This window comes from Azospirillum canadense (genome assembly GCF_025961225.1).
Taxonomy (GTDB): domain Bacteria; phylum Pseudomonadota; class Alphaproteobacteria; order Azospirillales; family Azospirillaceae; genus Azospirillum; species Azospirillum canadense.
Genome location: NZ_JAOQNG010000002.1, coordinates 427,941 through 450,937, shown reverse-complemented (window position 1 = coordinate 450,937; position 22,997 = coordinate 427,941). Strand labels below are relative to the sequence as shown.

General features: G+C 68.6%; 21 protein-coding genes and 1 tRNA gene. 4 read left to right on the top strand and 18 right to left on the bottom strand.

Translation table 11 applies throughout. The features are described 5' to 3' along the window. Positions 1–162: 162 nt before the first annotated feature. Positions 163–238 (bottom strand) — tRNA-Trp (locus M2351_RS16645). Positions 239–308: 70 nt separating this feature from the next. Continuing rightward, positions 309–2,357 carry an MASE1 domain-containing protein gene (locus M2351_RS16640; protein WP_264657233.1) on the bottom strand — a complete coding sequence of 683 codons (2,049 nt, stop codon included), beginning with the start codon at positions 2,355–2,357 and terminating at the stop codon, positions 309–311. Between the two features lie 176 nt (positions 2,358–2,533). Between M2351_RS16640 and M2351_RS16635 the strand changes: the two genes are divergently transcribed. Beyond that, entirely contained in the window at positions 2,534–3,565 is a 1,032-nt protein-coding gene (locus M2351_RS16635; RefSeq protein ID WP_264657232.1) for a purine-nucleoside phosphorylase, read from the top strand. A gap of 82 nt (positions 3,566–3,647) precedes the next feature. Beyond that, a complete protein-coding gene (locus tag M2351_RS16630; RefSeq protein ID WP_264657231.1) occupies positions 3,648–3,917 on the top strand; it encodes an Ada metal-binding domain-containing protein in 270 nt (89 codons plus the stop codon). Here the strand turns inward: M2351_RS16630 and M2351_RS16625 are convergent. The 15 genes from M2351_RS16625 to M2351_RS16555 form a co-directional block, all read right to left on the bottom strand. After that, positions 3,911–4,144, bottom strand: coding sequence for a hypothetical protein (locus M2351_RS16625; RefSeq protein WP_264657230.1), 234 nt, complete (start codon positions 4,142–4,144; stop codon positions 3,911–3,913). The genes M2351_RS16630 and M2351_RS16625 overlap by 7 nt on opposite strands. Before the next feature lie 22 nt (positions 4,145–4,166). Next, on the bottom strand, positions 4,167–4,652 hold the full coding sequence (locus M2351_RS16620; RefSeq protein WP_264657229.1) for an A24 family peptidase: 486 nt from the start codon (positions 4,650–4,652) through the stop codon (positions 4,167–4,169). Positions 4,653–4,706: 54 nt separating this feature from the next. After that, the gene (locus M2351_RS16615; protein WP_264657228.1) at positions 4,707–5,714 is read right to left on the bottom strand and encodes a type II secretion system F family protein; all 1,008 of its coding nucleotides are present in this window, start codon (positions 5,712–5,714) and stop codon (positions 4,707–4,709) included. Positions 5,715–5,733: 19 nt separating this feature from the next. Then, complete coding sequence (locus tag M2351_RS16610) at positions 5,734–6,702, bottom strand: type II secretion system F family protein (RefSeq protein ID WP_264657227.1); 969 nt, start codon at positions 6,700–6,702, stop codon at positions 5,734–5,736. 238 nt (positions 6,703–6,940) lie between these two features. Then, positions 6,941–8,335 carry a CpaF family protein gene (locus M2351_RS16605; protein WP_264657226.1) on the bottom strand — a complete coding sequence of 465 codons (1,395 nt, stop codon included), beginning with the start codon at positions 8,333–8,335 and terminating at the stop codon, positions 6,941–6,943. A gap of 26 nt (positions 8,336–8,361) precedes the next feature. Then, a complete protein-coding gene (locus M2351_RS16600) occupies positions 8,362–9,585 on the bottom strand; it encodes an AAA family ATPase (RefSeq protein ID WP_264657225.1) in 1,224 nt (407 codons plus the stop codon). A 40-nt stretch (positions 9,586–9,625) separates the two neighbouring features. Beyond that, on the bottom strand, positions 9,626–10,192 hold the full coding sequence (locus tag M2351_RS16595) for a TadE/TadG family type IV pilus assembly protein (RefSeq protein WP_264657224.1): 567 nt from the start codon (positions 10,190–10,192) through the stop codon (positions 9,626–9,628). Between the two features lie 10 nt (positions 10,193–10,202). Continuing rightward, complete coding sequence (locus M2351_RS16590; RefSeq protein WP_264657223.1) at positions 10,203–10,685, bottom strand: TadE/TadG family type IV pilus assembly protein; 483 nt, start codon at positions 10,683–10,685, stop codon at positions 10,203–10,205. Positions 10,686–10,689: 4 nt separating this feature from the next. Beyond that, complete coding sequence (locus tag M2351_RS16585) at positions 10,690–12,258, bottom strand: pilus assembly protein TadG-related protein (protein ID WP_264657222.1); 1,569 nt, start codon at positions 12,256–12,258, stop codon at positions 10,690–10,692. Between the two features lie 28 nt (positions 12,259–12,286). Beyond that, complete coding sequence (cpaB, locus tag M2351_RS16580) at positions 12,287–13,228, bottom strand: Flp pilus assembly protein CpaB (RefSeq protein WP_264657221.1); 942 nt, start codon at positions 13,226–13,228, stop codon at positions 12,287–12,289. Positions 13,229–13,334: 106 nt separating this feature from the next. Next, positions 13,335–13,529 carry a Flp family type IVb pilin gene (locus M2351_RS16575; protein ID WP_264657220.1) on the bottom strand — a complete coding sequence of 65 codons (195 nt, stop codon included), beginning with the start codon at positions 13,527–13,529 and terminating at the stop codon, positions 13,335–13,337. Positions 13,530–13,968: 439 nt separating this feature from the next. Then, a complete protein-coding gene (locus M2351_RS16570; protein ID WP_264657219.1) occupies positions 13,969–14,229 on the bottom strand; it encodes a hypothetical protein in 261 nt (86 codons plus the stop codon). Between the two features lie 9 nt (positions 14,230–14,238). Next, positions 14,239–15,633 carry a type II and III secretion system protein family protein gene (locus M2351_RS16565; protein WP_264657218.1) on the bottom strand — a complete coding sequence of 465 codons (1,395 nt, stop codon included), beginning with the start codon at positions 15,631–15,633 and terminating at the stop codon, positions 14,239–14,241. A gap of 212 nt (positions 15,634–15,845) precedes the next feature. Next, on the bottom strand, positions 15,846–16,427 hold the full coding sequence (locus M2351_RS16560) for a hypothetical protein (RefSeq protein WP_264657217.1): 582 nt from the start codon (positions 16,425–16,427) through the stop codon (positions 15,846–15,848). 178 nt (positions 16,428–16,605) lie between these two features. Then, positions 16,606–17,481, bottom strand: a complete 876-nt coding sequence (locus M2351_RS16555) for a tetratricopeptide repeat protein (RefSeq protein ID WP_264657216.1) — start codon at positions 17,479–17,481, stop codon at positions 16,606–16,608. Positions 17,482–17,809: 328 nt separating this feature from the next. On the opposite strand from M2351_RS16555, the gene M2351_RS16550 reads away from it, so the two are divergent. Both M2351_RS16550 and M2351_RS16545 read left to right on the top strand, forming a co-directional pair. Beyond that, positions 17,810–18,610: a cell wall hydrolase gene (locus M2351_RS16550; protein ID WP_264657215.1), complete on the top strand. Its 801-nt coding sequence runs from the start codon at positions 17,810–17,812 to the stop codon at positions 18,608–18,610. 267 nt (positions 18,611–18,877) lie between these two features. After that, entirely contained in the window at positions 18,878–21,700 is a 2,823-nt protein-coding gene (locus M2351_RS16545) for a hybrid sensor histidine kinase/response regulator (RefSeq protein WP_264657214.1), read from the top strand. 70 nt (positions 21,701–21,770) lie between these two features. Here M2351_RS16545 and M2351_RS16540 read toward each other — a convergent pair whose 3' ends face one another. Further along, positions 21,771–22,979 (bottom strand): MFS transporter, encoded by a 1,209-nt coding sequence (locus M2351_RS16540; protein WP_264657213.1) that lies wholly within the window; start codon positions 22,977–22,979, stop codon positions 21,771–21,773. Between the last annotated feature and the right edge of the window lie 18 nt (positions 22,980–22,997).

Here is a 22,997-nt window from a genome sequence, read left to right as displayed (position 1 = left end):
CGGTCCGAAGACGGCCACGGCTAGCATTAACCGTTCGACCGTGACCACGGGCTAACCGGAACATGAAATCTGGGTCATCTCCGCCCGCTGCCAATGGAGGGGGCCGGGAAATGCGGGAACGCTCTGAAAAAGGGAAAGCCCGTCAGGGGGCGGCGGGCGACATGGCAGGAGTGGAGGGGCTCGAACCCCCAACCCCCGGTTTTGGAGACCGGTGCTCTACCAATTGAGCTACACTCCTGTCGCCGCCTGCGGGCGGGAAGGCGCTTGTAGGCGATTTCGATGATGTTCGCCAGAGGAATTTTTCGATTTCAATCCCCGGCGCAGGCCCGTTCCAGGAACTGGTGCAGTTCGTTGGGGCGGACCGGCTTGCTGAAGAAGGCGCCGACCTCGCGCGTTGCCTGATCGCGGATCGGCTTGGCGACGTCGCCGGAGATCACGCAGGCCGGCACCGGCCCGATCCGCTGGCGGATTCGCGCGACCGTCTCGATGCCGTCCAGCTCGCCCGGAAGGCGGTAGTCGGCGATGACCACGTCCGGCCTGCGGCCGTCGTCCAGCATATCCAGGGCGGACCGGCCGCAGCCGGCTTCCAGGACTGTGCAGCCGAGGCTGGTCAGCGCCGTCTCCATGGCGTTCATCACGCCGGGATCGTCCTCCACCACCAGAACGGTGCAGTTCAGGACCGGCGCCTCCTGCACGCGCTTCGCTGCCATCGCCCGGCGGTTGCGGGTTCGGCCGGCGACCGGCACCAGGATGGAAAAGCGCGCGCCACGGCCGGGCAGGGATGCGACGTCCAGGGGATGGCCGAGCAGGCCCGCCGCTTTTTTGACAATGGCGAGGCCCAGGCCATGTCCCTTGGCCCGGCGCCGTTCCGGGTTGCCGATCTGGTACAGTTCGTCGAACAGGCGGTCCTTCAGTTCCGGGTCGAAGCCGACGCCGTTGTCGATCACGTCGATGCGCAGCTGGTCCCGCCAGCGCCGCGCGCCGATCAGCACGCGTCCACCATGGGCGTGGATGATGGCGTTGGCGACGAAGTTGCGCAGGATGCGCTCCAGCAGCACCGGTTCCGATCGTACCACCAAGCTGCAGGGGACCACCCGAAGGGCCACGCCCTTGCCCTCAGCGACGCCGGTGTATTCGGATTCGAGCCGGTCGAGCACGCTCTGCAAAGGGAAGGTGCCGTGCACCACCTCCGTCACGCCCAGTTCCAGCTTCGACACGTCGAGCAGGCCGTTGAACATCTCCACCAGCGCGTCCAGCGCGTCGCGCATCTTGCTGAGCAGGGTTCGCTCCTCCGGTTCGTGCGGTCGTGCCGAGAGGACACCGTGGAACAGGGACAGGGCGTTGAGCGGTTGCCGCAGGTCGTGGCTGGCCGAGGCGAGGAACAGGCTTTTCGACTGGTTGGCGGCCTCGGCGACGCGCCGCGCGTGGTCGGCCGCGCGCCGGGCCTCCTCCCGCTCCTCCACGCTGGCGCCGAGCGTCAGGCCGGACAGGGCGAGCACGGCGATGAAGGCTTGCAGGGACAGGATCCCCAGCGGCGGCGGGTCCGCGCCGAAGGGGCCGAGTCCGCGCTCCGTTCCGGCGACCGCCACCGCCGCGACGAGCAGGCAGGCCGCCGCAGCGCCTGGCGTTCCCAGCCGCGCCGCGGCCCACAGGACGAAGGGGAACACCAGGTAGGTCCATTTGGGAAAATACGTCTCGAACCGCAGGGGGGAGGCGAAGACCAGCGTCGTCGCCAGCAGGAGCAGGATGCCGATCAGCGCGGCCTCGCCCCAACGCCTGGCGGACAGGCCGTCTTCCGTTTGGTCGGACGAGATCGTCACCAGCGTACCAACCACCACGACGCCCAGCGCGTGACCCAGCCAGATCAGCAGGCCGTTGGTCCAGAAGTCGCCCCAGGGCAGGACGCCGATGACGCACAGCACGACGGTGGTCAGGGCGGCGCCGACCAGCGTCGCCGCCTTGGAACCGAGGATCACGAACCACGCCACGTCTCGCAGGCGGCCCAACGGACGCCGGACGGGCACCACCCGCGTCAGCAGGTACCAGCCGAGCAGCGCCTCCGCCGTCGCGGCCGACGCCATGGCCAAGCTGCCGGGCAGCGGCATTCCCCACCACAGGCAGGCCACCAGCGAACCCCCGGCGACCACCGGCCAATAGACCGGGCCATACCCAACCAGCAGGCCGAGCGCGAAGCCGCTGGCCGGCCAGACCGGCGTGACGAAGGGTGCCGGCATTTCAACCGACAAGCCGAGCGCCGCCAGGGCCGCATAGGCTGCTATGGCGACGAACAGGACCACGCCATGCCGACCTTCACCGTTCATGCCGTGGACGAAGCTGGGCAAGGCGAGCCGAGCCATGGCGTCACCGCGTGGTTTAACAAACAATCAGCAGTACGAACAATTTCAACAGGCGAGGGGGCGAAATGTGCGCGTGACCCCGCCTGGAAATGGGAGCGGACCCGACAACTTTGCGCGGGCGTTGGCATGCCTTTTGCGTCATTTTGACGCACATCAGTGTATGTTGGAGTTGAGCGATGTCGATTCTATCCCGCGGCGTGGCCCGCGGCATGGCTGCCTCCCTGTCGGCCATGGTGCTGTTCGGTGCGGCGGTTGCTGTCGAGGCTGCCGAGCCGGTCAAGGTGAAGGTGTTCGTCGGCGCCATGTTCGAGATTGGCAAGAACACGGGCGACCGGGCGGGCGAGTTCCAGAACTGGTACGAGCGCTATTGGCAGCAGGCGGAGCCGATCGCCGTCAAGGGCGCGCTGACCCCCGTCTACTGCAACGCCGATGGCGTCTGCGGGGCGGTGCTGGGCATGGGCAAGGTCAGCTCCTCCGCCTCGATGCAGGCGATCCTTCTGAATCCGCAGCTTGACCTGTCGCAGGCCTATTTCATCATCTCCGGCGTGGCCGGCACCCCGCCGTCGCGCGGCACGATCGGCGAGGTGAACTGGGCGACCTGGCTGGTCGACTACGACCTCGGCCACCGCTGGGCGCCGGAGGAGAACAAGGCCGGCGAGCCCACCTTCATGCCGCGCAAGGGTTATGAGTCCGTGCGCCTGTTCCAGCTGAACCCGACGCTGGTGTCCTGGGCGATGCGGCTGACCGTCGACACGCCGCTGAAGGACAGCGACAGCGCCCGCGCCTACCGCCTGCGCTATCCGCAGGATGCCGCGCAGCGTGCTCCTTTCGTGGGCACCGGCACGCACATGACCGGCGACACCTTCTTCCACGGGCCGGGCATGTCGGCCCAGGCGCAGTACATCGCCAAGCTCTACGGCGCCGACGACTATGTGATCACGGAAATGGAAGCGGCGGCGATCACGCTGGTGATCAAGCGCCTCCAGGGCTCCGACCGGGTGATGAGCCTGCGCGGGGCGGTGAATTTCGATCAGGGCAACCCCAACGAGACCACTCTTCAGCACCTCGACCCCAAGCCGGGCGAGACGGCGGGCGGATTCGCCGAGACGGTGGAGAACGTGGCTCTGGTCGGGTCGCGGATGGCCGATCACATCGTTGCCCATTGGGACCAGTGGCAGGCGGGCGTCCCGGCGCTGCCGGCGCAGTGAGGGTCTGATCGCAAGGAACGGAATGCCGAAACGGGCGGGCGCGGCTATCGTCGGTGGACCATCGTCCAGAAGGGTCCCCACGATGAGCCGTGCCAGCCAACCATCTCCACCGATTGTTCCGCCGTCGCTCACAGAGTTTGACCCGCGCTGGGCGGCGGTGGCCGCCCGCGACGCGAGCCACGACGGGCGCTTCGTCTACGCGGTGCGGACGACCGGCGTCTATTGCCGGCCGTCCTGCCCGTCGCGGCGGCCCTTGCCGCAGAACGTCGCCTTCTTCGAAAGCGGGGCGGAGGCCCGGGCGGTCGGCTTCCGCGCCTGCCGCCGCTGCCGACCGGACGATGGTTCTCAATAAGGGCTGCGCAGGCGGCAGGTGCGTTCCAGTGCCTGGACGGCCCAGGCGCCGCGGATGGCGTGCAGCGCGTCGTGGCACAGGCGCACCTTGGCCCCGGCGAAGGACGGAAGCAGCCGCGCCCGGATGACGCGGTAGTCCTTGGGGCCTCCATCGAACTGCACGAGCCCGGCTTCCGACGTCGCGACGCCGGTTGAGAAATCGACCGCCCAAGTGATTGATCGGTCCATGGTCGCCTCTTCTATCAAGCCGTCACAGGGTCCAGGGCAGGTGAAGCAGGGTTCCGGCGGCGATGGCGACGCCGTAGGGCAGGGGCGCGCCAGCGCGCAGGATCTCCGGAAGCGCTGCCTCGCCGTACGTCGGCACGGGCAGGACCAGCCGGACGATCCGCCGCAACGCCGCCACGCCCAGAGCCAGCAGGGCGCCGATGGAACTCACCGCCAGCATCTGCGGCAGGACCGCGGCCGGCGGTACCCAGAGCGTCGCGGCGGCCAGCAGCTTTACATCGCCGCCACCGATCAGCCCCCGCGCGAACAGCAGTGCGGTGACGGCGAAGACGATGGCGGCCAGCGCAAGGTGCCGCATCGCCTCCGCCGCGTCGGGCAGCAGGACGGCGCGCAGCGCGAACAGCCCGGCCAACGCGGCGCAGAGGAAGTTCGGAATCCGGAAACGTGCGACGTCCCACGTAGCGGCGACCAGCAGCAGGCATCCGGCGAGGGCGACAAAAGGGTCGATCATGGAAACGCTCATGGCCGTTGGAGTGGCTGGGGCAGGGGAGGGTTGGAGGCTACGTCAGTGACCCGACAGGGCCGGCAGCAGGACCCGCAGCACGCGGATGACCGTCGGGATGCAGATGACGATCAGGAAGGACGGCATGATGAAGGCGGCCAGCGGCAGCACCATGTGCACGGGCAGCTTGTTGGCGTGCTCCTCCGCCTTCACCAGTCGCTTGCGCCGCATGTCAGCGGCGTAGACGCGCAGCGTCTGAGCGACGCTGACGCCCATGCTGTCGGACTGGATCAGCAGGGTCACCAGCGCGTTCACCTCGTCCAGCCCGATGCGGGCGCCCAGGTTGCGCAGCGCGGCGTCGCGGGCGATGCCGGCCTGCATCTCCAGGCCCAGGATCAGGAAATGTTCGCTCAGCAGCGGGTGGGCATCCTTCAGTTCCGACGCGACGCGGGCGATGGCGGCGTTCAGGCCCAACCCCGCCTCGACGCAGACCAGCAGCATGTCCAGCGTGTCGGGAAACGCCTCCCGCACCGCCTTCTGGCGGATCTCCACGCGCTGGGACAGGAAGACCGCCGGCCCGAAGAAGCCCAACGCCGCCGCCCCCACGCCCACGAGATACATGGTCCGGACCGACATGGACCCGCCGACCAGCGGCCAGGCGGCGAGCGCCAGCACCGGCAACCCCAGCGCCAGCGCGCAACGCAGCGCGTAATAAACCGGCAGCGCCCGCGGGTGGTAATAGCCGGCCTGCACCAGCCGCTGCTGGGCAAAGCCGCGCTTGCGGCCGTCGGTCGGGACCAGCGTGCGCTCCAGCTTGCGGATCAGGTCGCGCGTGCCCTCGCCGTCCAGGCCGTGGCGCAGCGTGGCGCCGGTCCGGTTGCGGGTCGCCAGGGCGCGCATCCGCGCCGTAGCCGCGTCGGGACCGCGTAGCGCCGTCGCAGCGGCCAGCACCGCCAGGAAGACCGACAGGAACACGGCGCCCAGGATCAGCGCGCGCTCGTCCACGAAGGCATAGCGCAGGTCGTTCAGGACGTCGAACAGGTGGGACTCGAACACATGGAAGTCGGGCATGGCCGGCGTGCCTCCGCTCTCAGATTCGGAAATTCACGAGGCGGTGGATGATCAGATGGCCGATGGCCATCAGCACGCCGGCGACCACCATGCCCGGCATGAACAGGGGGTCGGTCATGACGTCGCCGAAATACCCCTTGTTGATCACGTTGATCGCGGCGGCGGACACCAGCGGCATCAAGCCGATGATGAAGGCCGAGGACCGCCCTTGGGAGGTCAGCGCCTTCACCTTCGCCTTCATGGCGAAGCGGTCGCGGATGACGGTGGCGAGGTTGCCCAGCGCCTCCCCCAGGTTGCCGCCGGTGTTGTGCTGGATCTGCACCGTGACGACGAAGTAGCGCAGGTCCGGGTTCGGCACGCGCGCCGCAAGGTTCACCAGCGCGCTGTGCAGGTCGAGCCCGTAGGTCATTTCGTCGACCACCAGCCCGAACTCGGTGCCGATGGGGTCGGGCATCTCCGTGGCGATCATGCCGATGGCGCTGCCGATCGGGTGGCCGGCCTTCAGGCAGCGCACCATCATCTCCAGCGCCTCCGGAAACTGGAGCACGATCTTCGCGATGCGCAGGCGTCCGCGCACTCCCAGCGCCAGCATCGGCCCGCCGATGCCCAACGCCAGCGCGCCCAGGAGCGACGGCAGCGGGGCGAGCCCGGCGGCGAAGCGCAGGGCGAGCAGCGCCAGCACGACCAGACTCACGCAGATCGCGGCGAAGCGGCGCACGGAGATGGTCAGGCCGGATTCCCGGATCAGCCGATCCGTGATCGGCAGGGCGCGGATGATGGCGGCCGACAGCCGGTCGGTCTCCCCCCGGCGCAACCGGTTCAGCGCCGCGTCGCCCGCAGCGCCGGCGGCGAGCAGCCGCATGCGGCGGTTCCGCCCACCATTCTCCCCCCGCCGCATGTCGATGGCGAGGTGATACAGCCCTTCGACGAGCAGCAGCCCCGACACGAACAGCAAGATATAGGCGTAGTCGATGTCGGTGAATCCCATGGTGCGCTTCCTTCGGTGCTGGTCGGGGGAGCGGGGTGGGGGAGTGGTCGCGCTGGGCCCCCCTCCCAACCTCCCCCCACTTCGCGGGGGAGGGGCTTGGTCGCGGAGTGGCGGCAGTTCCCTCCCTCGCCTCTCGCGCATGCGAAGCATGCGCTGTCAGGCGAACGCCTTTGGCGTTCGCTGAGAGCCGAAGGTGGGGGAGGGTTAGGGTGGGGGCCCAACGCGACAACTCATTCGCTCACCCCAGCGCGTGATTCGGGGCGAACAGGCGGCTTGGCAGGTCCAGGCCGCAGGCAGCGGCGTGTTCGAAGAAGCGGGGGCGCACGCCGGTGGCGACGTGGACGCCGCGCACGGTGCCGTCCGCGTCGACGCCGTGCTGGTCGAAGCGGAAAATCTCCTGCATGGTGACGATCTCGCCCTCCATGCCGGTGATCTCGCTGAGGCTGACCAGCCGCCGGCGGCCGTCGGAGAAACGGCGGATCTGCACGATGACGTGGATGGCCGACGCGATCTGCGCCCGCATGGAGCGCGGCGGCAGGTTCATCCCGGTCATGCCGATCAGCTGCTCCAGGCGACCCAGCGCGTCGCGGCAGGTGTTGGCGTGGATGGTGGTCATCGACCCGTCGTGGCCGGTGTTCATGGCCTGCAGCATGTCGAAGGCCTCGCCCGCCCGGCACTCGCCGAGGATGATGCGGTCGGGCCGCATGCGCAGCGCGTTCTTCACCAGCTCCCGCTGCGCGATCTCGCCGCGGCCCTCAATGTTGGCGGGGCGGGTTTCCAGCCGCACGACGTGGGCCTGCTGGAGCTGAAGCTCCGCCGCGTCCTCGATGGTGACGACGCGCTCTCGCTCGTCGATGAAGCTGGACAGGGCGTTCAGCATGGTCGTCTTGCCGGTGCCCGTGCCTCCGGAGATCAGCACGTTCAACCGCGACTTCACCACCGCGCGCAGCACCTGCGCGATCTCCGGCGTGACCGACCCGGTGGCGACCAGCCGCTCGACGCTGAGCGGCGTCTTGGAGAATTTGCGGATCGACACGATGGACCCGTCGATGGCCACCGGAGGCACCACCGCGTTGACGCGGGAGCCGTCGGGCAGGCGGGCGTCGACCATCGGCTGGGACTCGTCCACCCGCCGCCCGACCGCGGCGACGATGCGGTCGATGATGCGGCGCAGGTGCCGCTCGTCGCGGAACTTCACACTGGACAGCTCCAGCGTGCCGCGCCGCTCGATGAAGACCTGGGCGTGGGTGTTGACCAGGATGTCCGACACGGTCGGATCCTTCAGCAGCGGCTCCAGCGGCCCGAGCCCCAGAAGCTCGTCGATGATGTCGCGGGTCAGGCGGCTGCGTTCGCTGGCGTTCAGCGCGATCTGCTCGTCGGTCAGCAGGTCGCCCAGGATGTCGTTCACCTCGCGGGCGATGTCGTCCCGCTCCATCTTGTCGAGTGCCGCGAGGTTGATGACGTCGATCAGCTTGCGGTGAAGGCTGACCTTCAGGTCGATGTAGCGCTCGCTGTCCTCGAAGCTCACGGGACGCGCAGGGGCGGCAGGCTCCGGGACGGCCGCGGGCCGGGGATCATCAGCGGGTGCGGGCTCGACGAGGGCGGCGGCACCGCCGCGGAAGCGACCGAACATGGCTCGACCTCTTTGGTTTGAAATGGTCAGCGGGCGGCGCCGAGCGGCGCGAGGGACAGCAGCCGGCGGAGCGCCGACCGGGGCGCCTCCGCGTCCTGGGGGGCCGGGTAGAGGGTGGAAAGCGCCAACGCCGTGACGGCGCGGACGTCCTTGACGATGACGCTGCCGGGCGCGGCCTCGGCCAGCGGGCGTCCGGATTCACGCGCCTCCTGGGCGCCCCGCGGGTCGGCGCGGATGCCGGCGTCGATGGGTTGGCCCAGCGCCGCCTGCGCGTCTTTCAATCTTTGTTTCAGGGCGGAGCCGGACTCCGTCTGGCCGGCGACCAGCAGGCGCGGCACGTCGTCCAGCTGCTCTTCCGCCATCAGCTTCAGCTGCGCCTGTGTTCGCAGCAGGCCGGTGACGTCGAGCCGCAGCAGCAAGGCGACCAGCGCGGACCCGGCCAGCACCGGCGACGTCCAGGCGGTCCAGGCGTGCGGCATGTCCACAACGATGACGTCGTACCGCTCGCGCAGCAGCGCCAGGATGCGCACCGCCATGTCGGGGGTCAGCGCGTCGAAGGGCACGATTTCCGACGGTGCGGCCAGCACTTCCAGGCCGGAGGGGTGGTGGGCCATTGCCGACGCGAGGAATGCGGCGTCGAGGCGGGCCGGCGCGTCCAGGATTTGGGTCAGGCCGGCGGCGCCGGTCAGGTCCAGCGACAGGGCGGCGTTGCCGGTCTGCAGGTCGAAATCGGCCAGGCAAACCCGCGCCTTCTGCCCCGTGGCCGGGCCAGGGGCCTGGTCGACCAGCGACAGCGCCGTCTGCACGGCCAGCGTTGTGGCGCCGATGCCGCCGCAACTGCGCATCATCGTGATCACGCGCCCCTCCGACCGGGTGCCGGCGGCAACCTGTGCGCGGGCGTGAGACAGCGCGTTGAGGAGGTCGCTTGGTGCGACCGGGCGCGGCAGCACGTCCAGCGCGCCGGTCCGCATCAGCTCCCGCACCAGCGGGATTGTCGCCTCCTGGACGATGGCGATCACCGGGCGGCCCTGCGCCGTGTCGCGCAGCAGGGTGCCCAGCGCCTTCACCGCCCCGGCCGCGTCGAACGGCAGTTCGGCCATCAGGACGTCGAAGCCCGCTGCGCCGGAAGGCAGGGAGTCGGCCATGCGCAGGTCCAGCCGGCCGGCGTCGGCTTTGTCGAAGGCGGATCGCAGCTCGTCGGCGCAGGCGGCGGTGCGCAGGAGGGCAAGCGTGTTGATGCGACGGCTCATGATCTTACCACCCGTTGGGAAGCCCAGTTGGAAGGCGTGGTCAGGACAGGTCTTCGCCGGTCAGCGTGGCCCGGAAATCCGGCATGGCGATCTGGCCAAGCCCGAGCAGGCCGTTGAGCACGACGAAGTCGAAGGTCAGGTTGCTGAGCGACACGGTGACGTTCGGGACGGGGGAGCCCCGGCCGACGAAGCCCAGCCCGGTGCCGCTGTACTGCACCGTCACGTTGGCGGCGGCGATGCGCGGGTAGATCGCCTGCATCTTGGCAACGATGGCCGTGAAGGCGGTGGCATCGCAGCCGCTGGCGCTGCCCGACGTGCAGGTCCTGGTCCAGCCGTCGGACCCCGCGACTTGGCGGCAGGGCGTGCCGGCGGTGGCCGTGGTGGCGGCGCCGCAGTCGGACAGACCCGTTGCGACGATGGGCGCGGTCACGGCGAAGCGAACGCCCATCTCCGTCGCCTTCTCCGCGATCAGCCACTGGTAGAAGGCATTGCCGAACTCCAGGATCGCGAAGGTCAGGGTCAGCAGCAGCGGGAAGACCAGCGCCATCTCGACCATGGCGGAGCCGTGGGCATCAATGCCCAGCCGGCGGAGCAGAGAGCGTTTCATCCGTCGCTCCTCATTCACCGATGTGGATTTCCTGGTGGCTGGCCTGGAGCCGCATCGGCGGCAGGTTCAGCAGGGAGAGGAAGCCCATGCTCTGGTAGTCGACCGATCCGGAGACGGTCATCACCTGAACCGGGCGCCCCATGACCGTTTGGCAGGTCGGCGCGGCGACGGAGAAGGCGCCGGCCGTCCAATAGCCGACCAGCGGCGTGGTGCCGCCGATCTGCCCGGTCAGCGCCAGGGTCGTGGCCGTGCTCTGCGCGGTCGCCCAATTGGCGTCGCCGGTCGCCGGGCAGGCCAAGGAGACGCGGGCGAGGTAGCGGGCGGCGTCCCGCACGGTCTTGGTCAGGACATGCTGGTGGTGCAGGGCTCGGCCAAGCTCGGCGAGGCCGAAGGCCAGACTCATCACCACGGGCAGGACGATGGCCGCTTCCAGAAACGCCGAACCGCGGCAATCCCCAAGAAGACGCAGCTTGAGAAAGGGCAGGGAGCGCATCGGATCACCGGTACAGCTGGACGATTTCGTGGAGCACGCCGTCGTCGGCCCCGACCTTCACGACGTCGATGAACTCGATCACCACCTCGTCGTCGCCGCCCTTGTTCACCACGGGTTCGGGCAGGAAGGCTTTGCCGAAGGCGGCGACGGGCACATTGTCGCGGTTGCCGTTCAGCGCCTGTTGCGAGCAGTTGACGATGGCGAAGTAGACGACGCGGCGGTCCGGGCTGTCGCTCGGCGGGGTGCCGGCGTTGCTGTAGCAGGCGGGATTCCCGTTCTCGCGCCCGGCGCCGTTGTTCGGGATCAGCTTGTTGTCGATCTCGTAGCGGTACATGTCGTACCGGCTCATCTTCGACGGGTTGGTGCAGTTGGCCGGAACGGTCTGGCCGGGGTGGTTCACCGCCCAATAGGACGGGCAATCCCACTGGCCGTTGCCGAACCGGTTGGTGGTGGTGAGATCCTTGTCGCGTGGCAGGCCCATGGCGGTCGGCGGCGACGAGGCGGTGAGATTGCACGCGTTCCCGCCGCCCCCGCCCCCATTGCCGCCACCTCCGTTGCCGTTGCCGTTGCCGTTGCCACCGCCACCGGTGGCCTGGATGTAGCCCTTGGTCACGTTCAGGGCCGGGCGGTAGCTGGGGTCGGTCTTGGCGTTCCCGTTGAAGAAGGGCGCTTCGTACATGTCGAAGCGCGTGTTGAAGGCGGTCCGGACGGAGCTAGCCGAACCCGGCCGCAGGTTGACGCCCTGCGACTTGAAGCAGTCGTTCGGCGCGGCGGAGGCCAGCAGGTCGGCGACCGCGCTGGCCCCCTGTCCCGCGGGCGCGTCGAGCAGCCCGAAGTTGCCCGGCGTCCAGGAGGCGTTCGCGCCCGACGCCTTCAGCAGCGCCTCGCGTCCGCGCCACACCGACCCGTCGAAGATCGGGTTGGTCGTCGACCCGTTGTCGGCCGGATTGCAGATCCAGACCGGGGGGACGCGGCACACCACCTGGATCACGCCGGCGACGGCGACCGCATTGGTCTGCGTGGACTTGGCGCCGCCCAGCACCGGGGCGAACAGATAGTCGGTGGTCAGCGATTGCGTGGTGACTTCGACGAAGCGGGCCTGCCAGGGATCGGTCGTCTCGTAGGCGGCGCCGATCGGCGTGGAGGCGGAGCCGCCGTTCTGTTCCGGCAGGCCGGTCAGCAGGCGCACCTTGGTCACCGTCACCGCACCGCCGGTGGTCGTTCCTCCGCCGGCGGCAGCCGCCGACCCGAAGGTCTGGCGGTTGACGGCGATGGTCGAGGCGGCGTTCGTCACGGCGGTGCGGATGCTGGCGGCGTCCTGGCCGGGCGTGCGGAGGGCCGAGGCGAGGATCGCCGCGGCGCTGATCGCGGCGGCGTCGGCCGCCGACTTGGCCTCGGTGTTGGTGTCGACCACCCGGCCGACGTCCACCGACAGGCTGACCGCGCCGACCAGGACGGCGGCCAGCACCGCGAAGTAGGGAAGAACGCTGCCATCCTCGGTCCGGGCCAGCGCGCGCAGCGGACGGCGGGCCTGCCCGGAAGCCTGCCGAGATGATCGTCGCGGGTGGGTCATGGGTCTGTCCCGGAGCTGAGGTGTGGTTTCAGCGGGTGGCGACGCGGTCGCCCTTGGAACCGTCCGGCCGGCGGGGGGCCGGCTTGGCGGCGGGACGGTTCTCATAGGGCACGTCCTGCGTGCTCTCCTCCAGGGCGCGGACGATGCGCACGCTGGCGTGCAGCGGACCCACATCGGGCTCGGGCCGCGGCGCGGAGGCGACGGCCGCCGCCGAAATGGCGAGCGGCGCGCGGTTCACGAGGTTGCCGATCCGGATCGTGTCCACCGAGGCGGTCTGGACACCGCCGGACTGGCGCAACGCCAGGCCCAGGCTGCCGACCTGCCCGGCCAGCGCCAGGCGTTGCGCGTCGTCGGGCGTCACCTCCAGCGTCACGGCCTTGGCGGGGATCGGCTTGTCCTTCTGGTCGTCGGCCGTCTGGTCGACCGCCAGCACCTTCACGCCCTGCAGCAGGACGTCGGTCATCGGCGCCGACTGGACACCGGGGGTCGGATCCTCCGGCCGGGTGAACACCACGTCCACCAGGTCGCCGGGCAGCACGAAGCCGGCGACGCCCTGCACGTCGTTGACGCGGATGGTGGCGGCCCGCATGCCCTCCGCGATGACCGCCGACAGGGTAGCGCGGCCGCCGTAGCCGGACACGCGTGCCTTCAGCACCACCTCGTTCGGTCCCATTTCGCGCAATGCCACGCGGCGTTCGCCGCCCAGCAGCTCGTCCATGGTGCGGAAGGACCCCTCCGGCGCCGCGTCCGCCGGCCAAGCCATCTCGCGCAGGCTCTCGCGGCTCAGCTCGTCGCCGAACTTCAGGGGGATCTTGGCCACGACGACGGTAATAGTCGTGGCCGGGGGAAGGGTGGGGAGAGCGACGACCTGCGGCTGCGTCTGCCGCGCGATCCACCCTCGCGCAAGATAAACCGCCGTCCCGCCGGTCACGCAGGCGAGAGCGAGCATGAGCAGCGCACGCTGTCTCATGGAGCCTCCGGTTTTTTTTGAAAAGGGGGCTTTGTGAAGAAGGGGATGAGCCCGAACGTTGGATCGCGGCGGCCAGGGAATGCCAGCCGCCGCGAGGCGTATCCGGTCATTGGTATTTGGTCAGGGCGGTGGAAACGGAGGTCAGGGCGTTGTTGGTCTCGGTGCCGAGGGTGGAGACGACGGTAACCACGGCCGCGGTGATCAGGCCGATCCACACCGCCGTTTCGACCAGCTGGGTGCCGCGCTCGTCGCGAACGAAACGACCGAAGGAGGAGCGGACATTGGCGATGATCTTGTTCATGACTTCTATCTCCTGAGTGAGTATGGATTTTTCGGGAACCTCCGAGGCTTCGTTGCCCCGGTGAATTAGAATTTATTTCGAATTACTGAACGGCGCGACGTCACGAAAGACTCGTTCCAGAATTCAATCGGTTCACTCCTTTGCAGAGAGGCGACGCGAATGGATCCGGAATTTCGGTCCAATGATTAACCCTTAGGTCTCAAAGAGTCGTGTGCGAATGATGAAAACAAGAGAAGAATGTGTGTCCATTCAACCAGTTGTTGGATTCTTGTCGCCGCTGGCGGCGCGCGCGGCCACGGTGCCCCGCACCCGCTGGCCAATCTTTCGCTGCCGGTTGCGCAAAAATAACAACCAATAAAAATGCATCGAGTACAAAGTAAAAGGCCGTCGGTCATAGTGTGACCGACGGCCGACGCGCAAATCGCCGATTTGGCGAGGGTTACTGCTTTTTGGAGTTGGCGGACTCCGTGCGCAGCGGCGTCACCTCGCCCTTCATGTAGCGTTCGATGGCAAGCGAGGTCCGCTGCGCCGGCACCTCGATGGGCATGCCGGCCTGCGGGGAGGGCGGCACCGGCACGATCTGCGCGGCCATGTTGTTGCGCACGGCGTCGCCGAGCCCCGGCGACCCGGTGATGGGGATTTCCGACGAGCAGCCGGCGACGAGCAGGGCCGCCGCGGACAAGGCAAGAAGGCTTTTCATGGCGTCACCTCAGCGCAGGACGTAACCGACATCACCGGCCAGGCCGGCACCGGCGGGCATGGCCGCAGCCGGGGCCGCGGCGGCGGGACCGGGGCGCGCGCCCTCGATCCGGCCTTTCAGGAACAGGTCCATCGCCTGCGGCGGCGCGACGTTGTCGGTCGGCAGGCGCAACTGCCCGGCGAGCGTCGGGCGCACGAGATAGGGCGTCACGATGATGACCAGCTCCGTCTCCTGCTGCTGGAACGAACTGCTGCGCAGCAGGGCGCCCAGGACGGGGATGTCCCCCAGGCCCGGCATCTGGTTGACGCCGTCGGTGAAGTTGCTCTGGATCAGGCCGGCGATGGCGAAGCTTTCTCCGTGCCGCAGGTCGACGGTGGTGCGTGCCCGCCGGGTGGTCAGGCCGGGAACGACGGTGCCCTGAAGCACGACGGCGTTGGTCTTGTCGATGGCGCTGACCTCCGGTTCCACCAGCAGGTTGATCGTCCCATTCCCAAGCACCGTTGGGGTGAAGGCGAGCTTCACGCCGAACTGCTTGAACTCGATGGTGATGAAGTTGGTGCCGTTCTGGTAGTTTGTGCCGACCGGGATCGGGAACTCGCCACCGGCCAGGAAGCTGGCCGTTTCGCCGGACATGGCGATCAGGTTCGGCTCCGCCAGGGTCTTCACGATGCCCTTCTGCTCCAGCGCGTCGAGAAGAAGGTCGATGCTGACGCTGCCCCAGTTCAGCATCCCCGCCGCGGCGGCGAAGGGCGTCAGGTTGGGCACCGAGCCGGACCGGAAGGCCAGCTGGTCGTTGCCCCGGCCGACCAGGATGTTGGTGTTCAGCCCCAGCTGCTTGGCCAGGTTCCGCTTCACCTCGGCGAAGCGCACAGCCAGCATCACCTGCTGCCCGCCGGCCATGCCCAGCATGTTGGTGACCTTGCCCGGCGCGAAGTTCTCCGCCACCGCCACGGCCCGCTTCATCAGCTCGCCGTTGGACACGGTGCCGCTCAGCACCACCGCGTCGTTGGCGCCGCGCACCTCCACGCGTTCGTTCGGCATCAGCTCGTGCAGCCGCTGCCGAAGGGTGGGAAGGTCGGGCGTGACCGTCACGTCCATCAGCGAGATCAGCGAGCGGTTGGCGCCGTACAGCACGATGTTCGTGGAGCCCAGGCTTTTGCCCAGGACATAAATCGACCGGTCGGACAGGGCCATCACGTCGGCGACCTGCGGGTTGCCGACGAGAACGTCCGTCACGGGGCGGTCGACGCGGATAACGCGGGACTTGTTCAAGGGAAGCTGCACTTCGCCCGAGACCTGGGCGGCGGCGGATTCCACGCGAACCGCGGTCTGTGCCGAAAGATTGCCGGAGATGCCGCCGGACAGGGCAAGCGCGGACAAAAAGATCGCGGAGACAGGTTTCACGGTTATCCCCCTCAACCCAGGATTTCCGAGGAATATCGCAGGCCAATTCTGCGTGAATTCTTCGTGTGCAAATAATGCTTAGCTTTCGAATTAAATGTGACCGATAGGGATGCGCTCAAACAGCTAGACGAACGTGATCAGCGGTTACCCGAATCCGCCGTCGCAGCGGAGTAGACGGCGATGGTCAAACGTCCGATGGCTATGCAAAAGGTTCAATCGGCCGCGCAGCCCGTCGCGGAAAGGCAATGGAGGCCGGGGTGCCGGCGTCCGGTGCCGGCGAAACGCCCGATGGGCAACAGGGCTGGGGAACCGGCGGTGCCCAGGCCGTCCGATACCGGCGGGCCGATGTGCAGCCAGCGCGGGCCGGACGCGACGCCCGCGGGCGGAAGAGGCGGCGCAAGTGTCACCGATGGCGCGTGCCCCACATCGGCGGGCACGCCCGCGCCGGAAGCCGTGATGATGGTGGGCGCAGGGCTGGGCGCTGGGATGGGCACCGGGATGGGTGGTGGGGCGGGCAGTCCCGCGGCCACGCGCAGGACGTCCATCGCGACGGCGACGTCCAGCGTGGCCGCGTAGCCGTCGGGGGCGATCGTCTCATCGATCAGGTCGATGTGGCGCACCGCATCGGCGACCATGCGGTCTGACAGGTACGGCGGCCGGATGTTGGGATAGCGCCGACGCCAAGCTTCGGCCACGGCGGCTCGGCCGGCCTGAGTGAGAATTCCATCGCGAACGCCCGGGCGGAGCTGGCCGGGCGCCTCCAGGCGCAGGCCGTGGATGTCGATGATGTCCACGCTTCCCTCGGCCCCCGCTGGGCGACCGCACAGCAGCAGGCCGGCCGCGATGCAGCCGGCGGTCAGCCTGCCCAGCGTCGATGTGCGCCAGCCCATCCGCGCCCTGTTCCGGAAACGGTGCCTCCGTTCCCGTACAACGCGCGGATAGGCCGCCCGGCGCGAAGCCCGCCGGGTGTAATCAGCGAGCGTCCAGGCTGTTCTTGCGGAGGTAGGTCAGCCAGCGCAGGTTTTCGTTGGCCGTGCCGAAATGTCGGGAACTGTCCTGCACCGCCCGGATCAGGTAGCTCTCCGCCGTGCCGTAGTCGCCGCGCGCCAGGGCGGCAAATCCCACGTTGTTCAGCGCGGTCGGTGCCCGCTCCGCCGGGACCGCCGCCAGCGCGCGGTCGTATTGGCCCATCAGGGCGTTCGCGAAGGCCAGGTTGTCCTGGGCGGCGGCCATGCCCGGCTCGTGGCGCAGCGCCAGGTCGAATTGCGTCGCCGCCTCCGCGTACCGCCCGCGCAGAAGCAGCGAATAGCCGAGGTTGTTGTAGACCGACGCGGCGGACGGATTGATCTCCAGCGCGCGCCGGTAGGCGGCGTCGGCACGGTCCCATTTCTGCTGGAGGTCATGGACGCGGCCCAGCGCGTTCCAGCTTCGCCACAGCGACGGGTTGGCCGCCACCGCGGCGGCGAGCGGCGCCTCAGCCGCGTCCGCCTTGCCCTGCTGGGCAAGCGCGATGCCGCGGCCCTGCAGCAGGGGCGCGTCGTCCGGCGTCTCCGCCAGCAGGCCGTCGAAGCCTTTCAAGGCGAGTTCCGCGTTGCCGCTTGCCAGATAGGCCTCCGCCATGCCGACGCGCGCGCGCCGGTTCTCCGGTTCCGTCTGCACCACCGTCGAAAAGCCGGTCAGCGCGTTCTGGAAGCGGCCGTCGCGCAGGTCGCTCTCGGCTTGGGCGAGCAAGCCCTGGACCCGTTCCGGCGGAGTGTGCCGCAGCATGATGGCGCCCGATGAGTCCGACGCCCCCATCAAACCCGCGCATCCGGCCAGCAGCAGCGCGCCAGCGGCGGCGGCCGTCATGCCGATCGTCCGAACCAAACTCCGCCCTGTGATGGCCCACGCTGTCATGGAGATGCTCCCACCGGCTGAAAACGCGCCCGAAATTCTATTGTGACGATGGCCGGGTGGATGCAAAGGGGTCAATTCGGCAAAACAGGATCAGATCGCCTCACCCGAAAGGGTAATAAACGGGCGGCGTTCTACTCCGAATGTTCGGCGATCGGCGTCTTATCCTAGAACAATGGAATCCGAGACAAATCCAACCGATCGTTCCTAAAGTGCCACCGGGAGTGCCACCGGGAGCGCAACCGGGTTTGCGACAGGCGCGGGCGGGGAGGCTATGGAGCGCATGCGGCAGGGACCGTGGATCGGCATCGCATGGCTGGCGCTGTTCGCCGCGCCCGGCACGGCCACCGCCGACCCTTTCCAAGGCGTCGATTGCGCCGCCCGTCGGCAGGACGAACTGACCTGCCTCGCCTGCAACATCTACCACGAGGCCCGCGACCAGCCGGAACCGGGGCAACTCGCCGTCGCCATGGTGACGCTCAACCGGCTGCGCACCGCGGACTTCCCGAAATCCATCTGCGAGGTCGTGTGGGAGAAGGGGCGCGATTACCGGACAGGCCGTACGGTCGCGCAATTTTCCTGGACGCTCGATGATCGCTCCGACCGCGTGACGGAGCCGGCCGCTTGGGACAAGGCAATGGGCCTCGCCGCCCGCGCGATGTCGACCCTGGCTCCCGCCGCCATGGCCCCGCTGCCGGACCCCAGCCTGGGCGCGCTCTATTTCCACGCCGACAGCGTGGCCCCGGACTGGAGCGGGGACGCCGGCCTGCGTCTCGTCACGCGGATCGGGAACCACCTGTTCTACGCCCGGACGAAGGACGCGCCGGGCGTCACGCTGGTGTCCGGCCGGTCCGGGGGACTGCCCGGTGCCGCGCCGATCGGAACGCCGGTGCGCGTCGCCGGGCCGGTGGATCGCAACGACATCCAAGACGCCGATCTCGCCGGGCATCCGGCTTTCGGCGCGGTCCGCCGCGGGGCGAAGCTGATCAGCCTGTCCCGTGACGGCAACGGCGGGATGGCGGAAGCCAAGGTCTTCCAGGGCTCCCGAAGCTGGGTGGTTCGCGTTCGGCGCGAGGGTCTGTAATCCCACCTCGTCGGCCGGCGGGGTGCCAAACGGGAACTCCTTTTCTCGACATCCTGTTCGGATGCTCATCCTGGCGTGTGGGGTGCGATGGCAAGCGCCGCCGATGCGATTGTTGCAGCCGCTTTGCAATGCGTGAAGTGAGAGCGCTCCATGCAAAGCGCCACCAATGGATAGATCCACGATCGGCCAGTGGAAAAGAATGCATTCCGTTTCCAGCCGCGGCGTGGCAAGCTCATGATATAAAAAGAACAAAGCGGGGAGGCGTTCGTGAAATCATCCGATATGGCCAGCCGCCCCGGATGGTCACTGAAGCACTTCCTTGCGTTGTTCTTGTTCGTCGTTTTCCCGCTTCTGGTCTTCGAGATTCTGGGAATATTCCAACTCCGCGACACGCGCGAGGCGGAAGTGCGGCAGGAAGCGAGCCGTCTTCTGGATCTGGTCGAGGCCGAGCAGGAACGGATCATCGAGGACGTCCGCCATCTCCTCGTCGCGCTGGTGGAAACGGGCGTCGGCCGCATGCCGGCGCCGCTGTGCCAGGACACCATGGCGCGCATCCGGGCGAAGTACCCGAGCTACCTGACCATCCACCTGTCCGACGAGGCGGGCGTGGTCTGGTGTTCGACGGAGCCGCCGGCCCTGGGCAAATCGGTGGCCGACCGCCCCTACCGCGCCGAAACCCTGCAAACCGGCGAGGTGGCGACGGGCGCCTTCATGCTGGCCAGGACCACCGGCCGGCCGGCCATCCCCTTTGCGCTTGCCTACACCGGGCCGGACGGCGCGCGGGTCGGGATCGTGACCGTCCTGCTCGACGTCGGGTGGCTGGAACAGTATTTCGCGCAGAAGCCGCTTCCGCAGAACGCCGCCGTGCTGTTCGCCGACCGGAACGGCACCATCATCACGCGCGTTCCGGAGCTTCCGAACCTTGCCGGGCAACCGCTTCCGGAGCGTTTCGCACCCATGCTGGGCGGAAGTTCCAAAGGCGTGTTGGAAGCCCAGGGGCTGGACGGAGTTCAGCGGATCACCGCCTACTCCCCGGTTCAGGTCGGCGTCCGGGATCTCTACATCCACGTCAGCCTCGACAAGGCCGTGGCGATGCGTTCGGTGAACGCGGCAACGCTGCGGACGAGCGCGATCTTCGTCGTCCTTCTGCTGGCGGCGGCGCTTGCCGCGCTGTGGGGAACCCGTCGGTTCCTGCGCGTGCGCATGCAGGCGGAACAGAGCGCGCTGCAGGCCTCACGGGTGTTGGGCAGCACGGTGGACGGCGTCCTCGAATTCGACCGCAACTGGCGCATCACCTACCTGAACGACCGGGCCAAGTCGTTGCTGGCGCGGGATTTCAACCTTGTCGGCCAGCGGCTGTGGGACGTTTTTCCCGAATTGAAGAACGATCCCATGCACGCGAAGTCGGTGGAGGCGATGGAACGGCGGGTGCCCACGGATTCCGAGTTCTGGGGCGTGCGGACGCGGCGCTGGTACTGGATGCGCGCCTTTCCCACGGACGATGGCCTGACGGTCTATCTGCTCGACATCAGCCGGCGCCGCCGGGCCGAGGAGGACCTGCGCCGGAGCAAGGACCATCTGAGTCTCGCGCTGGAATCCGCCAAGGCCGGGACGTTCGATTGGGACATGACGGCCGGCCGCGGAACATGGTCGGAGGAAAGCTGCCGGATTCTGGGGCTCGATCCGCGGGAGAGCGAGGCGACCACCGAAACCTGGATGCGCATCGTCCATCCCGACGACCTCGTGCCCCACGGTTTTGCCGAATGGGACCGGCTGGTCGCGGAGCGGAAGCTGGACGCCCGCCTGGAATACCGGATTATCCTGCCGGACGGCGGCATCCGGTGGGTGACCTCCATCGGGCGCATCCGCTACGACGACTCCGGAATGCCCGTGCAGTTCAGCGGCCTCCTCTTGGACATCACCGACCGCAAATCCCTGGAGGAGGCGCTTCGCGAGGCCAAGGCGAACGCCGACGAGGCCAACCTGTCCAAATCGAAGTTCCTGGCCGCCACCAGCCACGACCTGCGCCAGCCGCTCCAATCCGCGCTCCTGTTCGCGGGGGTGCTGCACCGCCACATCGCCGACGACAAGGGGCACGTTCCGCTGGCCTCGCTGGAACGCGCGCTCGACACGCTGAAGAATCTGCTCGACAGCCTGCTGGACGTCTCCCGCCTGGACGCCGGCGTGATCGTTCCGCAACTGGCCGATTTCGCGCTGGGTCCGCTGCTGGACGAGATCAACGCCTCCTACGCGCCGATCGCCGCCAGCAAGGGGTTGGCGTTCCAGGTCGAGCAGGGTGGCGGCCTCGCGGTGCACAGCGACCGGCTGCTGCTGGGGCGCATGCTGCGCAACCTCGTCGAGAACGCCATCCGCTACACCGAGCGGGGCCATGTGCGGGTGACTTGCGAAGCCGTCCGGGACGGCATCGCCATCCGGGTGCGCGACAGCGGCATCGGCATCTCGGGGAAGCAACTGGGCAAGGTGTTCGAGGAGTTCCACCAGGTCGGCAACCCGGAACGCGACCGCAGCCAGGGTTTGGGGCTTGGCCTCGCCATCGTCCAGCGCCTGTCGCGGCTGCTGAACCATCCCGTGCACGTCACGTCGGAACCGGGCCGTGGATCGCTGTTCTCGGTCGATGTTCCGCGGGCAGTCGGGGAGGCCGCGCTCCCACCGCCACCGGTTCCGGAGCCGATGCAGCCGACCGAGGGCCAAGGGCGCTTGGCCGTGCTGATCGACGACGACGTGATCGTGCTGATGGGGCTGCGGACGACCTTCCGCGAATGGGGCTACGACGTCATCGTCGCCGGATCGGCCGAGCAGGCGCTGGAACGCCTGGGCGGCACAACGCGGCCCCCCGACCTCATCGTCGCCGACTACCGTCTGCGCGACCGGCAGGTTGGAACCGATGCCGTCGCGCGCATCCGCGAACAGGTCGGCCAGCCCGTGCCGGGAATCATCCTCACCGGCGAGATCGGCGTGGAGTGCGAGCGCGACGCCGCCCGGCTGGGCCTTACTATCGTGCACAAACCGATCACGCCGCGCCTCCTGCAACGCGCGGTGCAGGCCCTGTTGGAGGCGGAAGCGCGCTGACGAGGGTTGTCACCCATCCATGCAAAAAGGCCCTGCTCCCGGGGGAGCAGGGCCTTCGTTCGTCAGGTGTTTACGCCGCCCGCCGGCGGCCGACCAGCTGGAGGACGGTGGCCACCGCCGCCAGCGCGACGCCCAGCCCCGACACCGCGGTCCAGCCCCCCGCATTCCAGGCGAGCGTCGCGGTGCTGGACCCGATCGCGCCGCCCAGGAACATCGTGCCCATAAAGACGGTGTTGATCCGGGCGCGCGCCTCGGGGCGCAGGGCGAAGATGATGTGCTGGTTGGACACCAGCGCCGACTGCATCGCGAAGTCCAGCAGCACCACGCCGACGATCATCCCGGTGATGGAGGTCCACAGGCCGAACAGCATCCAGGACACCAGCGTCAGCACCGTTCCCAGAACGATCACCCCATGCGGGCCGCGCTTGTCGGCGATCCGCCCGGCCACCGGGGCGGCGAGGATGCCGACCGCCCCGACGACGCCGAACAGGCCGGCCACGTCGGCGCCCAACTGGAATTGCGGTTCTTCCAGGCGCAGGGCGAGGATGGTCCAGAAGACGGTGAAGGCGGCGAACAGCAGGCCCTGGGTGATGGAGGCCAGGCGCAGCGCCGGGAATTCCAGCCACAGGTGGACGATGGATCGCATCAGCGCCGGGTAGCGGATGTCCGCGTTCGGATGGCTGCGCGGCAGGGTGGATGCCATCAGCGCGCCGGCCCCCAGCGCCAGCGGGACGCCCAGCCAGAACATCTCCCGCCAACCGCCATGCGTCGCCACGAAGCCAGCCAGGGTGCGGCTGAGCAGGATACCGGTCAGCAGGCCGGCCATCACCGTCCCGACCACCGCACCCCGCTTTTCCGGCGAGGCCAGATGCGCGGCGAAGGGCACGATCTGCTGCGCCACCGTCGCCGACAGCCCGAGCAGCAACGACGCGGCGAGCAGCAGGCCGGCGCTTCCCGCCGTCGCGGTCACGGCGAGCGCCGCGGCCAGCAGCAGGAACTGCCCGACGATCAGCCGGCGCCGCTCCACAAGATCGCCGAGCGGCACCAGCAGCACCAGCCCGACCGCGTAGCCGAGCTGCGTCGCGGTGGGGATCATGCCCGACAGGGAGCCGGGCAGGTCGTGCTCGATCAGGCCCAGCATGGGCTGGTTGTAGTAGATGTTGGCGACGGCCACCCCCGTGGCGGCGGCCAGCGCGAAGGTCAGCCCGCGCCCGAGAACGCCCTTTGCGGGACGCTCCTCCTTCCGTGCGCGGAGCGGCATTGTGTCGGAGATGCTCATGATGCGGTGTCCTTGGGT

Coding starts and splice junctions, on each gene's coding strand:
- M2351_RS16625 (WP_264657230.1), bottom strand. CDS start 4,144: ATGGACCGATCAATCACTTGGGCGGTCGATTTCTCAACCGGCGTCGCG.
- M2351_RS16550 (WP_264657215.1), top strand. CDS start 17,810: ATGCGGCAGGGACCGTGGATCGGCATCGCATGGCTGGCGCTGTTCGCC.
- M2351_RS16555 (WP_264657216.1), bottom strand. CDS start 17,481: ATGACGGCCGCCGCCGCTGGCGCGCTGCTGCTGGCCGGATGCGCGGGT.
- cpaB (WP_264657221.1), bottom strand. CDS start 13,228: ATGAGACAGCGTGCGCTGCTCATGCTCGCTCTCGCCTGCGTGACCGGC.
- M2351_RS16585 (WP_264657222.1), bottom strand. CDS start 12,258: ATGACCCACCCGCGACGATCATCTCGGCAGGCTTCCGGGCAGGCCCGC.
- M2351_RS16575 (WP_264657220.1), bottom strand. CDS start 13,529: ATGAACAAGATCATCGCCAATGTCCGCTCCTCCTTCGGTCGTTTCGTT.
- M2351_RS16595 (WP_264657224.1), bottom strand. CDS start 10,192: ATGAAACGCTCTCTGCTCCGCCGGCTGGGCATTGATGCCCACGGCTCC.
- M2351_RS16570 (WP_264657219.1), bottom strand. CDS start 14,229: ATGAAAAGCCTTCTTGCCTTGTCCGCGGCGGCCCTGCTCGTCGCCGGC.
- M2351_RS16615 (WP_264657228.1), bottom strand. CDS start 5,714: ATGCCCGACTTCCATGTGTTCGAGTCCCACCTGTTCGACGTCCTGAAC.
- M2351_RS16640 (WP_264657233.1), bottom strand. CDS start 2,357: ATGGCTCGGCTCGCCTTGCCCAGCTTCGTCCACGGCATGAACGGTGAA.
- M2351_RS16600 (WP_264657225.1), bottom strand. CDS start 9,585: ATGAGCCGTCGCATCAACACGCTTGCCCTCCTGCGCACCGCCGCCTGC.
- M2351_RS16620 (WP_264657229.1), bottom strand. CDS start 4,652: ATGATCGACCCTTTTGTCGCCCTCGCCGGATGCCTGCTGCTGGTCGCC.
- M2351_RS16605 (WP_264657226.1), bottom strand. CDS start 8,335: ATGTTCGGTCGCTTCCGCGGCGGTGCCGCCGCCCTCGTCGAGCCCGCA.
- M2351_RS16590 (WP_264657223.1), bottom strand. CDS start 10,685: ATGCGCTCCCTGCCCTTTCTCAAGCTGCGTCTTCTTGGGGATTGCCGC.
- M2351_RS16630 (WP_264657231.1), top strand. CDS start 3,648: ATGAGCCGTGCCAGCCAACCATCTCCACCGATTGTTCCGCCGTCGCTC.
- M2351_RS16610 (WP_264657227.1), bottom strand. CDS start 6,702: ATGGGATTCACCGACATCGACTACGCCTATATCTTGCTGTTCGTGTCG.
- M2351_RS16540 (WP_264657213.1), bottom strand. CDS start 22,979: ATGAGCATCTCCGACACAATGCCGCTCCGCGCACGGAAGGAGGAGCGT.
- M2351_RS16635 (WP_264657232.1), top strand. CDS start 2,534: ATGTCGATTCTATCCCGCGGCGTGGCCCGCGGCATGGCTGCCTCCCTG.